Genomic DNA, 13344 nt, shown 5'->3' on the forward strand with positions numbered 1-13344 from the left:
GCCCGCCCCGCGCCGAAAGGCAAGCCGCGCTATTGCCCCGCCATGTCCGGATCGGCCGCGTCTTCCAGCGCGTGCATGTCGTCGTCCGACAGGCCGAAGTGATGGCCGATTTCGTGGATCACCACATGCGCGACCAGATGTTCGAGCGTTTCGTCCCCCCGTTCCGCCCATTCGTCAAGGATGGGCCGGCGAAAGAGACGGACGCGGTCGGGCATCGTGCCGGAATGCTCGATGCTCTTGTCGGACAGGGGGATGCCCTCGTAGATACCGGTCAGCTCGAACGGTTCGTCAAGACCGACGCTTTCGAGTGTTTCGCGATCGGCGAAATCCTCGACGCTGAGGACGATTCCCTCGCAATGGGCGGCAAATGCGGGGGGAAGGATGGCGAGCGCGCGGCGGGCCATCGCCTCCATCTCGCGCGCCGTGGGGGCGGGGCCGATGATGCGCGGCGCGTCGCTCATCACGATGCGTCGCCGCTTTCATCCATCCGCACCTCGCGGTCGCGGGGGAGGAAGGCGGACGCGGGCTCTGCGCCGGCCGCGGCGTCCATCTGCGCCGCCGCGTGCAACATGTGTTCGCGCAGGCGGCACAGCATGTCCCACCCGGTCGACGGGTCGGTCGCGCGCACGATCATGCGCACCACCATGGCGCGGTCCGTATGGTCGACGACCTGCATTTTCGCCTCTTCGGGAGAGATGGCGTCATCGTCATTCTCGACGAAATTCGCGAATTCCTCGCGCAGCTTCGCAATATCGGCGCGGTGGTCGAGATGGAGCCGCGCCACCTCCATCAAGGAAGGATCGGTCTTGGTCCAGTTTTCGAAGCTGGATTGCACGAACTGGCCCACGGGGACAAGCACGCGCCGCTCGTCCCAGGTGCGCAGGCGCAGATGGGTGAAGCCGATCTTTTCGACATAGGACCAGTTGCCGTCGTATTTCACCGCGTCGCCGATGCGCGCCGTCTTTGAAAAGGCGATCTGAAGCGAGGCCATCACGTCGCCGAGCATGGTGCGCGCGGCAAAGGCGAGGATCAGCGTCAGGAAACCGGCCGATGCGACAAGCGAAAAGCCGAGTGTTTCGGTAAGGTTCGTCTGCATGAGGACGACGCCGATCGCGACGAGCAGCAGGATGACGATCACGATCCGCCGCACCGCGGACAGTGTGGTGTAGTAATTGCGGTCGCGCTCGGCTTCCGGCTCGCTGATGTCGTCGATCTGGTTCTGCGCGACGGTATCGAGAATGCCTTCGATCACGGCGAGGAAGATCGCCGCGATGGCAAGCACGATGGCAAGAATCTGCACCGGGTCGAGAATGGCGGCGATCGGCCCCGAAAAGGTGAAGAACAATTGCCGCATCACCGCGAACGTTCCGGCAAATGCAAACAGGGCGACCGGCGTTCGCACCGCGTCGAGCACGCCGACGATCCACATGTCGCCATATCGATCGGACAGCGTACGCAGCGCCCGCCACGTCAGCGCAGCGGCAAGGAACGCGACGGCGATGACGAATGGCAAGGCGATCACCTCCCACCACAGCAGGGTCCAGAACGCAGGCTGGCGCAACATCTGCGGCAGGGCCTGTTCGAACGCGGTGGGGCCGTATCGTTCATAAAGCTGCGGCAGGTTCTGCACCGTCTGTCCCGCGATCAGCCAGCGCGGATCGCCATCACCGGCCTGGTAACGGGCGATGCGCGCGGTGACGGCGCGCGTCGGCATGTCGATCCGGCCGAGCCGGATGTCGCGGCGCGGCACGCCCGCCATGGGGTTCTTGCTCGAACTCGTATCGTCGAGCGCATCGGGACGGTCGGGCAACGCATCCCAGTCGAGCGTCATCGCCCGGCCGAGCACGGCGTGCAATTGCCGCGCGAGGCGGGGGCCGGCGCTCGCCTGCTGCTCCGGCGGGAGGAAACCGAGGTCGAGCGCATGGGCCGCAGCGGCCCAGTCCTCCCGCTCCGCCGCATCGTGGAAGCTTTCCATCGTGGCCTGCGGCGTATCGTAATATCCCGGCGGTTCCCCCGGAAGCCCGGCATTGATCGCATCGCGTTCGTAGACGGGCGGCCCGTCCCCCGATTGCGCGCGCGCCAACCCGCCCGCCATCGCAAGGGACAGCATGCAAAGCCCAAGCACCACGATGGCGCGGCGGATGGCGAAGAGGGAACCGGTCGTCATCATTATTGCAAAGCCCTACCGCGATACGGGCGCTGGCGTCAAAGCTGTGGGGACGATTCCCGGTCGTGCGCCGTGCATGCGCCGCTCTGCCATAGGATGGGGTTAACCCGTTCTTATCGGCTTTGCTCTCATGATTTGCCGATAATCTCGGTATTCATACGCGTGGGAGCAGGATGATGCGCATCGCGGCCTGTTTCATGCAGGGCCATAATCTGTGGCTTGTTTTCCTGGCCCTGTCGATGTGCGTGCTCGGCTCCTTCACTTTCGTGCGGTTGAGCCGCCGGACCTTTACAGAGCATGGGCCCGCGCGGTTCTACTGGGCACTGCTCGCCGCGACGACGGGCGGCATGGTGTACTGGTCCACCCATTTCATCGCCATGCTGGGATACGATCCCGGCACGCGCGTCACCTTCGATGCGACATTGACGATCGCATCCGCGCTGATCTCCATTCTGGGCGCGTATCTCGGGCTGCTGGTCGCGATGCATCGCAATCGCTGGATCGCGTGCGTGATTGGCGGGACCATTTTGGGCCTGTCCATGGCGGCCATGCATTCGGTGGGCATGTTGGCCTATCGCGTGGGCGGGGACGTAGAGTGGCTATCCGGCTGGATCGCGCTCTCAGTCGGGATTTCGATCCTCCTGTTCATCGTGGCGATCCGTCTGATCAAGACAGAAGGGACGCGGGCGCATGCGCTGCGGCCGGTCGCGCTCCTGACCGTCGCGGTTTTCGGTCTGCATTTTGTGGGAATGGCGGGCTTCGTCGTGACGCCGGCCGTTGGCGGGGCCACCGGTGTCGTGGGCGAACCATTCGCGGTGATGGCCGTGGTCATCGCGCTGGCCGCGCTTCTCATCATGGTGATCGGCATATCGGCGCATTTCGTGGAACGTCAGGGACAGCTTGCCCGTGCGGACCTGCATCACCTCGCCCTTCATGACGACCTCACGAAGATCGTCAATCGACGGGGTTTCGGCAATGCCGTTGCGAAACATTGCCGGATGGCCCGGGCGGGGAAGGCGAGCTTTGCGCTGATCCTGATCGATCTCGACAGGTTCAAACCCGTCAACGATACGCTGGGCCACCGGACCGGGGACGAGGTTCTGCGCCGGGTGGCCGAACGGATCGGCGCGGCGGTGCGCCCCGGCGATCTGATCGCGCGGGTGGGCGGCGACGAATTCGCCGTGGTCGCGCCCGGTATCGATGATACCGAGGATGCGGACGCCTTGGCCGCCCGGATCGGAGAACTGCTGCGTCGCCCCTATGTCATCGACGGAAATGTGGCCGAAACGGGGGCCAGCATCGGCGTCGCGCTTGCCCCGGTAAACGCCGATGATCCGGACAGGCTGATACAATGCGCCGACATCGCGCTTTACGCGGTAAAGAAAGGGGGGCGCGGCAATCATAGCCTGTTCGATGCGGAGCTGGGTGAGCGGATGGAGCGCCGCCGCGCCATTGCCGCCGACCTGCGGCGCGCCTGCCTTCGCGATTCGTTCACGCTGGTCTATCAACCGATCACCCATGCCGCGACGGGCCGCATCATCGGCGCCGAAGCCTTGCTTCGCTGGCATTGCGAGGAACGCGGCGAGATGGCGCCGTCCGAATTCATACCCATTGCGGAGGAGCTGGGCCTGATCTCGCGCATCGGGGAAAGCGTGCTCAATCGGGCATGCTGCGACGCCATGGCGTGGGACAGCGATATCACCCTGTCGGTGAACCTGTCGCCGGTACAGCTGCTCGACCCCCGCCTGCCGCAGACGGTGGCGCGCGCGCTCGCGCATGCGGGGCTGGACCCTTCGCGGCTGGAGCTTGAGATCACCGAAACCGCGCTCATTGAAAATCATGAGATCGCCATGCGCATTCTCAACCGCATCAGCGCGATCGGCGTGCGCATCGCTCTCGACGATTTCGGCTGCGGCTATTCCTCGCTGAGCTATCTGCACCGTTTTCCGATCGACCGGATAAAGATCGACCAGTCGTTCATTCAAAGCCTTCCCGACGATGTGCAAAGCATGTCGATCGTCAAATCGCTGATACAGCTGGGAAGCAGTCTCGAGATGAGCGTGACGGCCGAAGGGATCGAGACGCGTGCGCAGCGTGATTTCATGACCGCGCAGGGATGCGACTGCCTGCAAGGCTACCTCATCTGCCACCCGCTCGATTGCGATGCCTTCGTCGACCTGCTGCGTACGGACGAGGGCAGGACCGCTGCATGAACCCGCCGTCATCCGACATGCTGTACCGGCTTCTCTATACCAGCACGGCCGCGCCCGGCGACCGGCCCGGCGAAACCATGGTGCGCGACATCGTCGGCGCATCCTGCGCACGCAACCGGCAAACCGGCGTGAGCGGCGGCCTGTTGTTCGACGGTTCCAAATTCGTGCAGGTCCTCGAAGGACCGGCGGCCAGCGTGGAGAGCCTGTTCGAAAGCATCTGCCGCGACCTGCGCCATGTCGACGTCAATCTCGTCGATTTCAGTCCGATCGATACGCGCATGTTCGGGGAATGGCACATGGCCTTTGTCGGGCCGGACCATGAAATCATCACGGGGATGGAGAGCGACCGCGACGAGATTGCGTTTCTCCTCGGTGTCGATGCGCGCAAGGCGGTGGAGCAGCTTCGTTCGCTGTTCGAGCAGGGTGGAGATCGAAACCAAGGGGGCGCGACAAACGACGAGCCGCGCGCCGCCGCCGATTGAACCCTACGCCGCGTAGAATTAGCCGCCCTTCGCAAAGGGTGAGAAATTGGTCGTTTCATCATACACGTCGATCGCTTCTGCATGTTTGAGTGCGCCGATCACGCGATAGGTCACAGGGGTCAGCGCCGCCTCCCACCCGGTCTTGATTGCCCATTGCGACACGACCGCCTGCGCGACGAGCTCCGGCGGAAAGCCGGGCACGCCCAGAAATGCGACCGGATAGAAGATCAGGCTATCGAGGCCCTGCCCCACGATGGTCGATCCGATGATCCGCATCCAAAGATGACGCCCCTCCATGCGGCTTTTCATCTTCGCCAGCACGTAGGAATTGGCGAATTCCCCGACCCAGAACGCCGCGATGGAGGCGGCCACGATACGCCAGGTATTGCCGAACACGAATTCGTAGGCGTCCTGCCCCTCCCACCCGTCGGCGGGCGGAAGGGAGACGACCGCCCATGCCATGAATGCCATGAACAAAAGCGCGGCAAACCCGGTCCAGATGACCCGCCGCGCCCGGGCATAGCCGTATACCTCGGTCAGGACGTCACCGATGATGTAACTGACCGGAAAGAAGAGAACGCCCGCGCCGAACACCCATTGCGTGCCGCCGGGCGGGGGGATGTAGCTAAGCTTCGATGCGCCGATGACATTGGACAGCAGCACGATCATGACAAAGGCCGCCATGACGAGATCGTAGAAGCGAAAATGCCCGACCCGGGCGGCATCGATCCTGTGCGGGGCGTCGTTCATGCCCCGTGGCTAGCGCGTTTCGCGTCTTTCCGCAAAGCTGCGTTGCGAATGCGGGGGGCGGCAGGGGGCCGGGGCTAAGGCCGCGAAGTTCCGCTTGACCGCAAGGTAAAACCCGTTAAATCCGCGCGCTCCGACGGATCGGGCGGTTAGCTCAGCTGGTAGAGCATCTCGTTTACACCGAGAGGGTCGGGGGTTCGAGCCCCTCACCGCCCACCATCGTTTGCATCTCTATCCGGCGCTACTGATTCGCTTGGCTTACACCCGTGCGCGGAAATCGCCGCGCCCCGTGCCGCCGGTTCAATCGAACAATTGCGCCGCGTCCTCGCCTGACCAGTCATACCCGCCGACCACGCGCCAGATTTCGCGCCCGTCGCTGCCGTAATACACGGTGGTCGGCAACACCCCCGTGCCATACGCGAAACCAAGTGCGTTCTGCGGATCGAGCCAGGGGCGCAACATTGCGAATTCGCGCTGATCGAAAAAGGCGGCGACCTTGTCCGCCCCGTCCAGATCCTGCGACACGGTGAGCACGGAAAGCTCGCCCTCCCGCCCCTTTGCCAGATCGTCGAGCATCGGCATTTCGAGCACGCAGGGCGCGCACCATGTCGCCCACAGGTTGACGAGCACCGGCTGCCCCGAAAATTCGTCGAGGCTGCGGCTCGTGCCATCCGCCAGCGTCAGCACCGCCTCAGGTATCGGCTCGCCCGCATGGCTGCGGTCGATCTCGCCCGTCAGCACGGCATCGTCCCCATCGCCCTCTGCTTGCGAAGCGGCGGTGTCTTGCCTATCGCACCCGGCAATCGCAAAGCTGCCGGCCATAAGGGTCGCCGCGGCGGCAACGGACAGGACTGGGCGGAAATTCATGGGCAAGGGCAAGGCAGGCTCCGACGACAAGACGAATGGCGGGCAGGCAAATCAGATGTGGGGCGGACGCTTTGCCGAGGGGCCGTCCGCGATCATGCGCGAGATAAATGCCTCCATCCCCTTCGACAAGGTGTTGTGGCGGCAGGACATCGCCGCATCGAAGGCGCATGTCGCCATGCTCGCCGCGCAAGGGATCGTGACGGACGCCGACGCCTGCACCATCGCCGACGGGCTGGACACCATCGCGGGCGAATATGAACGCGATGGCGTGCCCGAAAACTGGGACCTTGAAGACATCCACATGGTGACCGAGGATCGGCTGTCGCAGCTCGTCGGCGCGGCGGCGGGGCGGCTGCATACCGCGCGCAGCCGTAACGATCAGGTCGCGACCGATTTCAGGCTCTGGGTGCGCGACACGATCGACCAGACCGATGCCGCGCTCGCCGCGCTGCAACGCGCATTGGTGACCCGCGCGGGCGAACATGCGGACAGCATCCTGCCCGGCTTCACCCACCTTCAAACGGCGCAGCCGGTGACGCTGGGCCACCATCTCATGGCGTATTACGAGATGTTTCGCCGCGACCGTTCGCGCTTTGCCGATGCGCGGGTGCGGTTGAACGAATGCCCGCTCGGCTCCGCCGCGCTGGCCGGCACCGGCTTTCCCATCGATCGGGACCGCACCGCGCGCGAATTGGGCTTCGACCGGCCGACCGACAACAGCCTCGACGCCGTGTCGGATCGCGATTTCGCGCTCGATTACCTGTCCGCGGCCGCGCAGACCTCGCTCCATCTGTCGCGCCTTGCCGAGGAATTGATCCTGTGGGCGAGCCAGCCGTTCGGCTTCGTGCGGATCACCGATTCGCTGTCGACCGGAAGCTCGATCATGCCGCAGAAGAAAAACCCCGATGCGGCCGAACTCATCCGCGGGCATGCGGGGCGCATCACCGGATGCCTGATGCAATTGACGATGACGATGAAGGGGCTTCCGCTCGCCTATTCGAAGGACATGCAGGACGACAAGCCCCCGGTGTTCGAGGCGGCGTCGCTCCTCGCGCTGTCGGTGGCGGCGATGACGGGAATGATCGCGGAATCGACCTTCAACACCGCCTGCATGCGGCAGGCGGCGGAAATGGGCTTTGCCACCGCCACCGATCTTGCCGACTGGCTCGTGCGGGAGGCGGACATCCCGTTCCGTGAGGCGCACCACATCACGGGCGCGGCGGTAAAGCTGGCCGAGGGGAAGGGCGTGGCCCTCGACGATCTCACCATCGAACAATTGCAGGATATCGACCCGCGCATCGATGAACGCGTGTACACCGCGCTTTCGGTCGAGGCGTCGGTCGCGGCGCGCAAGAGCCACGGCGGCACCGCCCCGGCACAGGTCCGCGCGCGGGTCGCCGATGCGCGGCGGGTGCTGAACATGGGAGACGCGGCATGACCGGGCGACGCATCGTCCATCTCGGCGTGGCGGCGGCGGCGATCCTTACCGCCGGCTGTGCGCAGCGGACCGAGCTGGAGCCGTTGCCCGGCAATACGCTCCCGCCGGCCGCCTATGGCGAGGCGAAGCGCCCCACGGTCGAGGAACTGCTCGAACGTTCGCCGCAGGCCGCGCCGGAGCGCAATGTCGAACTGCGCACGCAATCCGAACCGCGCGAACCCGACCCTTTCGACCTGCCGCCGGAGCGTTAGATCATGGACCATTTCACCCGCCGCGACGGCGTGCTGCATGCAGAGGACGTGCCCCTGACGCGCATCGCCGAAGAGGTCGGCACCCCCGTCTATGTGTATTCTCAGGCGACGCTTGCCCGCCATGCGCGGGTTTTCCGCGAGGCGCTTGCGATCCTGCCCGACGTGCATTGCGCCTTTGCGGTAAAGTCGAACCCGAATCTCGCCGTGCTGCGCGTGCTCCGCGCGGAGGGCTTTGGCGCCGATGTCGTGTCGGCGGGCGAGATGCGGCGCGCGCTCGCGGCGGGCATGGCGGCCGGGGACATCGTGTTTTCGGGCGTGGGCAAGACCGACGACGAACTGGCCGAGGCGCTCGATGCCGGAATTGGACAGTTCAACCTGGAATCGGAGGAAGAGGGCGAGGCGCTTGCGAAAATCGCCGCCGCGAGGGGGGGGAAGGCGCAATGTGCCCTGCGCGTCAATCCCGATGTCGAGGCCGGTACGCATGAGAAGATCTCCACCGGCAAGGCGGAGAACAAGTTCGGCGTGCCCTATGACCGGGCGGCGGCAATCTTCGATCGGCTTGCGGCGCGGGACGGGCTCGCCATGCGCGGGCTGGCCGTGCATATCGGGAGCCAGCTCGCAAGGCTCGATCCGCTGGAGGCGGCGTTCGCGCGCATGGGGGCGCTCATGGAGGCGATCCGCGCGGAGGGGCATGGCGTGACTCACATGGATCTGGGCGGCGGCGTCGGCGTCCCCTATCGCGAGGGTGAACGTTTCCCCTCGCCGCAGGATTATGCCGCAATGGTCGCCCGCGTGACGAAGGATTGGGGCGTGCGGCTCATGTTCGAACCGGGCCGCGTGATTTCGGGCAATTCGGGCGTTCTGGTCACCCGCGTCGTCCGGGTGAAGCAGGGGGTGACGCATCCCTTCGTCGTGGTCGATGCGGCGATGAACGATCTTGCCCGCCCCGCCATGTACGATGCCTGGCACGATTTCGTCGCCGTGACCGATCGCGGCGACACGATAGTCGCGAATATCGTCGGTCCGATTTGCGAAAGCAGCGACACCTTTGCCATGGCGCGCGACATCGCCGCGGTGGAAACGGGCGACCTGGCCGTGTTCCGCACCGCCGGTGCCTATGGCGCGACGATGGCGAATACCTACAACAGCCGCCCGCTCGTGCCCGAGGTGCTGGTGTCGGGCGATCGCTATGCCGTCGTCGCCGACCGCATCGAACCGGCACAGATTTTGAGCGCAGAACGCGTGCCGGACTGGCTTTCATGATGGCCTGCGTCCGCTGATGCAATCTCTTCCGCTGTTTCACCGTGTCGACGGACAGAAGATCGTCGTCCTGGGCGAGGGGGAGGCCGCGGCGGCGAAGCGGCGGCTCATCGAACGGGCCGGAGGCATTTGCGTCGGCGAGCCGGATGCGCATCACGCGAAACTCGCGTTCATCGCCATCGATGACGAAAAAGAGGGTGAGGCGGCCGCGATCCGCATGCGGTGCCGCGGCCTGCTGGTGAATGTCACCGACAGGCCCGCCCTGTGCGAATTTACCGTGCCCTCGATCCTCGATCGTGATCCGGTGCTGGTCGCGGTGGGCACCGGCGGGGCGTCGGCGGGGCTGGCGAAAATGCTGCGCCTGCGGCTCGAACGGCTGCTGCCGCCGGGGCTGGGCCGGCTGGCGCAGGCGCTGGGCGCGGCGCGCGATGCGATCCGGGCGCGCTATCCGCAAGGGGCGGACAGGCGCCGCGCGCTCGACATCGCGCTGGGCGAGGGGGGCGCGCTCGATCCGCTGATCGAACATGGGGCGGGCGTGGTGGATGCCTGGCTCGGCGGGGATGCGCAAACCATGCGGGAGGGGCGCTATGACATCGCGCTGCGCTCCGCCGATCCGGACGATCTTACCTTGCGGGAGGCAAGAATGCTCGGCAGCGCCGATTACGTCGTTCACGCCGCCTGTGTACCCGCCGCGATCCTGAACCGCGCACGGGCCGATGCCGTCCGCGTACCGGCGGAGGACAGCGACGCAAGATTTGACGGCGTTGTGGTCGCGATTCGCGGGCCATAGGGCGGCGCGGTCCCACAATCGGGCAAGATTATGGCAAGAACCGGGAACGATCGCCCGGTCGCGCCCGTATTATGTCCGATAGCTACGTAAGGGATATCGAGATGAAGAAATTCGCCATGGTTTTCGCAGCTGGCACGCTGGCACTCGGCCTTTCGGCCTGCGACGTGGATCAGACAGAAGAAGGTGAACTGCCCGAAGTCAATGTCGAGGGCGGCAACATGCCTGAATATGACGTCGAAGCTCCCGATGTGAACGTTGAGACCGAAGAACGCACCGTGGAGGTGCCCGTCATCGACGTCGACACCCCCGATGCCGAGGGTGAACCGGCGACCGCACCGTCGGAATAACGGTTTCTGACGCATGAGAAGCGGGCCGCGGACCTACTCGTCCGGCGGCCCGTTTTCGTATTCAATCATCCGCGTCGAAGGCAAAGCCCCCGCTGCCGAGCGCGTCGATCGCGCCCTGAAGGATGATCGCGGCGGCGTGGCTGTCGATGCGGGTCGCACGGCGGGCGCGGCTGAAATCCTGTTCGATGAGCGCGCGTTCGGCGCCCACGGTAGACAGCCTTTCATCCCATAGCAGCACCGGCAATGCGAACGCCTCGACCAGATTGCGGGCCAGCGCCCGGCTCGCCTGTGCGCGCGGTCCCTCGCTCCCGTCCATGTTGCGCGGCAGGCCTACGACGAAACCCGCCACCCGGCGTTCGCGCACCATCGCCGCGATCGCATCGCGCAGGGCGCCGAACTTTCCGCGTGGATGCGTCTTTCCCGCCGTGGCAAAGTTCCAGCCCGCATCGCACGTGGCGAGTCCCACGGTCTTCGTGCCGGGGTCGATCCCGATCAGCACGCCGCCATCGGGCAGAGCGGCATCGAATTCGCGAATTCTCTCGGTAATCATCGGCCGCCACCGACAGGCGACGACGCCCCGCGCCGCCCCTCATCCCAGGACGATACGCGCGTCGCGACATCGCGCCGCAGATTGGCCCAGAACAGCGGAATATCATACACGTGGTAATTGTTGCCCGGCAGCACCGCATTGCCGAGATCGGGCGGGTCGCCGATGAGCAGGATACCGCGCGGATCGCAGCGCGCCGGCACCGCCTCTTCGACCAGTCGCCCGCTGGTAAAATCGGCATTGGGAACGAGCGTGCCGAGATTGGCACTGGCCGGAGCAGCGCCGCCGATGCCGCCGGTCAAAGGGTTGGAGCACAAAAGCTCCGTCTCCGCATTGGGAAGGCCGTTGAGCCCCAGCCCCGCCGAATAGGACCGCAGCAACCGATCCGGATCGGCCGGTTCGGCAAAGCTCGACCAGCTCATCACGCATCCCGATTGCCCCGCATCGCTGCACGCCGGAAGGCCGAGCGCGGGCAGATCGTTCGCAATCGAAATCGGCCAGCCGATGAGATAGGCGGCGGCGATCCGGTCGGCGATGGGGGTGCCCGCGATCCGTTCGCGCAGCAGGCGCCGAAGGTGGAGCGCGCCCTGGCTATGCCCCGCTAGCACGATGGGCAGCGCCGGGTCCGCCTCCTCCTCGAAATGCGCGAATGCCTGCTCCACATCGCGGTAGGCCGCGTCGATCGCGCGCTGCGCCTCCGGCTTGTCGGTCAGGAATGCGCCCACCGCCGCCTGGCGATAGCGCGGGGCCCAGATCTGCTCGGCCCGGTTGAACGGGCTCGCCATGCCGCGCACGAACAGATCGGCCCGTTGCCGCGACGCCGCATCATCGAGCGGCGCGTTCCATGCATTGTTTTCGACAAAGCTGGTCGGATGGACGAAGAAGACCGCCGCGGCCATCCGCCCGTCGGTTTCGGTAAAACCCTCCGGGGTCCATCGCGCCGGATCGGAACCGTCCATGCCCGGCCGGCTTATCCACATCGCTGCCTTGGCATAGGCATTTTTGGGCAGGGCGTCCTGCTCTGTGAATTCGGTGTCGGGGACGAATGCGAATTCGGTCAGATCATCCGCGAAATAGGAGAGCGCCAGCGCGCCGACGATGATGACGACGATGAGAATTGCAATGACATACAGGAACTTGCGCGCCATTGTTCAACCCCGCGCGGCCAGCGGATGATCCTCCCCCGCATGATCGGAACGGTGTTCGAGCATCGTCTTGACCATCGCGACGAGCGGGTCGGCGAGCGCCAGTCCCAGAATGCCGAACAGGATACCAAGGATGAGCTGCATCGCGAGCACGAGCGCGGGGGCGAGATCGACGGTTTTCTTCGCGATCATCGGCACCACGACATAGCCGTCGAACGTCTGTACCACCGCATAAACGCCGAGCGCGTAGAGCGCCATGTCGGTGCCCCCCGACAGCCCGACCAGCACCATCAGCACGCCCGAAATCACCGCGCCAATATTGGGAATGAACGCAAGCAGCCCGGTGATGAGGCCGAGCAGCGAGGCCATCGGCACGCCATAGGCGGCAAGCGCGATGCCGGTCAGGACGCCTTCGAACACCATGCCGATGACCCGGCCGAACAGCAGGCGGCGCATCGTGGACGCCATCTTTTCCATCAGTTCAAGGAAGCTTCCCCGGCGCCGGTCGGGGAGCAGCCACGCGAGCCCGCGTTCGTAAAGCCTGGGTTCCGCCGCGAAATAGATGCCGAGGATCAGGATCAGGAAAAACGTGGTCAGACCGCCCACGACGCCGCCGATCATGCTCGTCACCTTGCCGATGCCGCCGACGCCCTGTTGCACGATGGTTTGCGTATTGGGAGCGATGCTAATGCCCTGCGAATCGAGCCAGTTCATGACGGTATCGGCCTGACGGCGGACGAGGTCGGGAAACTGCGCCGCCTCGGCCGCGAACTGGGTGCCGGCAAAAAAGAGGAGCCAGGCCAGGAACGCCGTTGCGGCGAGAAGCACGAGCGCCACCCGCCATCCGCGCCCGATGGGCAGCACCCGGCCAAGGAGCCGCGCCCCGCCGTCGATCAGCGCAGCAAAGACGAGCCCGCCGAAAATGACCAGCAAAGCCTGCGACATGTAGAGGCATAGGCCGAAGATCGCCGCGATCCCGAGCCACACGATCGCACGGCGCGCCTCGAACCGGAGGCGGGGGTCGGCGATGGTCGAGGGGCTGTGCCCCTGCGGGATCGCGTCGTTGTTGTGCGGTTCGTCGGTCATTGAC

At 65.4% G+C, this 13344-nt stretch carries 14 protein-coding genes and 1 tRNA gene; 8 read left to right on the forward strand and 7 right to left on the reverse strand.

The window, feature by feature from the left end; all coding sequences use genetic code 11:
• Positions 1-29 precede the first annotated feature (29 nt).
• Both K4G67_RS01595 and K4G67_RS01600 read right to left on the reverse strand, forming a co-directional pair.
• A complete protein-coding gene (locus tag K4G67_RS01595; RefSeq protein ID WP_239804658.1) occupies positions 30-461 on the reverse strand; it encodes a metallopeptidase family protein in 432 nt (143 codons plus the stop codon).
• Positions 461-2170, reverse strand: a complete 1710-nt coding sequence (locus K4G67_RS01600; protein WP_239804659.1) for a mechanosensitive ion channel family protein — start codon at positions 2168-2170, stop codon at positions 461-463. Before K4G67_RS01600 ends, K4G67_RS01595 begins: the two co-directional genes overlap by 1 nt.
• Before the next feature lie 170 nt (positions 2171-2340).
• On the opposite strand from K4G67_RS01600, the gene K4G67_RS01605 reads away from it, so the two are divergent.
• Entirely contained in the window at positions 2341-4380 is a 2040-nt protein-coding gene (locus K4G67_RS01605; protein WP_239804660.1) for a putative bifunctional diguanylate cyclase/phosphodiesterase, read from the forward strand.
• A complete protein-coding gene (locus K4G67_RS01610; protein WP_239804661.1) occupies positions 4377-4862 on the forward strand; it encodes a BLUF domain-containing protein in 486 nt (161 codons plus the stop codon). Before K4G67_RS01605 ends, K4G67_RS01610 begins: the two co-directional genes overlap by 4 nt.
• 18 nt (positions 4863-4880) lie before the next feature.
• Here the strand turns inward: K4G67_RS01610 and K4G67_RS01615 are convergent, their stop codons facing one another.
• Complete coding sequence (locus K4G67_RS01615; RefSeq protein WP_239804662.1) at positions 4881-5612, reverse strand: queuosine precursor transporter; 732 nt, start codon at positions 5610-5612, stop codon at positions 4881-4883.
• Positions 5613-5752: 140 nt separating this feature from the next.
• On the opposite strand from K4G67_RS01615, the gene K4G67_RS01620 reads away from it, so the two are divergent.
• Positions 5753-5828, forward strand: a tRNA-Val gene (locus tag K4G67_RS01620).
• 81 nt (positions 5829-5909) lie between these two features.
• Here K4G67_RS01620 and K4G67_RS01625 read toward each other — a convergent pair.
• The gene (locus tag K4G67_RS01625; protein ID WP_239804663.1) at positions 5910-6476 is read right to left on the reverse strand and encodes a TlpA family protein disulfide reductase; all 567 of its coding nucleotides are present in this window, start codon (positions 6474-6476) and stop codon (positions 5910-5912) included.
• Between the two features lie 55 nt (positions 6477-6531).
• Between K4G67_RS01625 and argH the strand changes: the two genes are divergently transcribed.
• From argH to K4G67_RS01650, 5 genes are all read left to right on the forward strand, one after another.
• Complete coding sequence (gene argH / locus K4G67_RS01630) at positions 6532-7914, forward strand: argininosuccinate lyase (RefSeq protein WP_239804754.1); 1383 nt, start codon at positions 6532-6534, stop codon at positions 7912-7914.
• Complete coding sequence (locus K4G67_RS01635; RefSeq protein WP_239804664.1) at positions 7911-8165, forward strand: hypothetical protein; 255 nt, start codon at positions 7911-7913, stop codon at positions 8163-8165. Before argH ends, K4G67_RS01635 begins: the two co-directional genes overlap by 4 nt.
• A gap of 3 nt (positions 8166-8168) precedes the next feature.
• On the forward strand, positions 8169-9428 hold the full coding sequence (lysA, locus tag K4G67_RS01640; protein ID WP_239804665.1) for a diaminopimelate decarboxylase: 1260 nt from the start codon (positions 8169-8171) through the stop codon (positions 9426-9428).
• Positions 9429-9444: 16 nt separating this feature from the next.
• Entirely contained in the window at positions 9445-10215 is a 771-nt protein-coding gene (locus K4G67_RS01645; protein ID WP_239804666.1) for a precorrin-2 dehydrogenase/sirohydrochlorin ferrochelatase family protein, read from the forward strand.
• 71 nt (positions 10216-10286) lie between these two features.
• Positions 10287-10562: a hypothetical protein gene (locus tag K4G67_RS01650; protein WP_239804667.1), complete on the forward strand. Its 276-nt coding sequence runs from the start codon at positions 10287-10289 to the stop codon at positions 10560-10562.
• 61 nt (positions 10563-10623) lie between these two features.
• Here the strand turns inward: K4G67_RS01650 and ruvX are convergent, their stop codons facing one another.
• From ruvX to K4G67_RS01665, 3 genes are read right to left on the reverse strand one after another with little or no spacing between them, the layout of a single operon-like run.
• Positions 10624-11112, reverse strand: coding sequence for a Holliday junction resolvase RuvX (ruvX, locus tag K4G67_RS01655; protein ID WP_239804668.1), 489 nt, complete (start codon positions 11110-11112; stop codon positions 10624-10626).
• Positions 11109-12257: a DUF3089 domain-containing protein gene (locus tag K4G67_RS01660; RefSeq protein ID WP_239804669.1), complete on the reverse strand. Its 1149-nt coding sequence runs from the start codon at positions 12255-12257 to the stop codon at positions 11109-11111. The genes ruvX and K4G67_RS01660 overlap by 4 nt, the downstream gene beginning before the upstream one ends.
• Positions 12258-12260: 3 nt before the next feature.
• Positions 12261-13340, reverse strand: a complete 1080-nt coding sequence (locus K4G67_RS01665) for an AI-2E family transporter (RefSeq protein WP_239804670.1) — start codon at positions 13338-13340, stop codon at positions 12261-12263.
• Positions 13341-13344: the final 4 nt, after the last annotated feature.

The organism is Croceicoccus hydrothermalis (assembly GCF_022378335.1).
Classification (GTDB): domain Bacteria; phylum Pseudomonadota; class Alphaproteobacteria; order Sphingomonadales; family Sphingomonadaceae; genus Croceicoccus; species Croceicoccus hydrothermalis.

What these genes read in the sequence shown, in the direction of transcription:
- K4G67_RS01605 (WP_239804660.1), top strand. Translation starts at nt 2,341, where the DNA reads ATGATGCGCATCGCGGCCTGTTTCATGCAGGGCCATAATCTGTGGCTT.
- K4G67_RS01600 (WP_239804659.1), bottom strand. Translation starts at nt 2,170, where the DNA reads ATGATGACGACCGGTTCCCTCTTCGCCATCCGCCGCGCCATCGTGGTG.
- K4G67_RS01650 (WP_239804667.1), top strand. Translation starts at nt 10,287, where the DNA reads ATGTCCGATAGCTACGTAAGGGATATCGAGATGAAGAAATTCGCCATG.
- K4G67_RS01595 (WP_239804658.1), bottom strand. Translation starts at nt 461, where the DNA reads ATGAGCGACGCGCCGCGCATCATCGGCCCCGCCCCCACGGCGCGCGAG.
- K4G67_RS01660 (WP_239804669.1), bottom strand. Translation starts at nt 12,257, where the DNA reads ATGGCGCGCAAGTTCCTGTATGTCATTGCAATTCTCATCGTCGTCATC.
- K4G67_RS01635 (WP_239804664.1), top strand. Translation starts at nt 7,911, where the DNA reads ATGACCGGGCGACGCATCGTCCATCTCGGCGTGGCGGCGGCGGCGATC.
- K4G67_RS01610 (WP_239804661.1), top strand. Translation starts at nt 4,377, where the DNA reads ATGAACCCGCCGTCATCCGACATGCTGTACCGGCTTCTCTATACCAGC.
- argH (WP_239804754.1), top strand. Translation starts at nt 6,532, where the DNA reads ATGTGGGGCGGACGCTTTGCCGAGGGGCCGTCCGCGATCATGCGCGAG.
- ruvX (WP_239804668.1), bottom strand. Translation starts at nt 11,112, where the DNA reads ATGATTACCGAGAGAATTCGCGAATTCGATGCCGCTCTGCCCGATGGC.
- lysA (WP_239804665.1), top strand. Translation starts at nt 8,169, where the DNA reads ATGGACCATTTCACCCGCCGCGACGGCGTGCTGCATGCAGAGGACGTG.
- K4G67_RS01645 (WP_239804666.1), top strand. Translation starts at nt 9,445, where the DNA reads ATGCAATCTCTTCCGCTGTTTCACCGTGTCGACGGACAGAAGATCGTC.
- K4G67_RS01625 (WP_239804663.1), bottom strand. Translation starts at nt 6,476, where the DNA reads ATGAATTTCCGCCCAGTCCTGTCCGTTGCCGCCGCGGCGACCCTTATG.
- K4G67_RS01665 (WP_239804670.1), bottom strand. Translation starts at nt 13,340, where the DNA reads ATGACCGACGAACCGCACAACAACGACGCGATCCCGCAGGGGCACAGC.
- K4G67_RS01615 (WP_239804662.1), bottom strand. Translation starts at nt 5,612, where the DNA reads ATGAACGACGCCCCGCACAGGATCGATGCCGCCCGGGTCGGGCATTTT.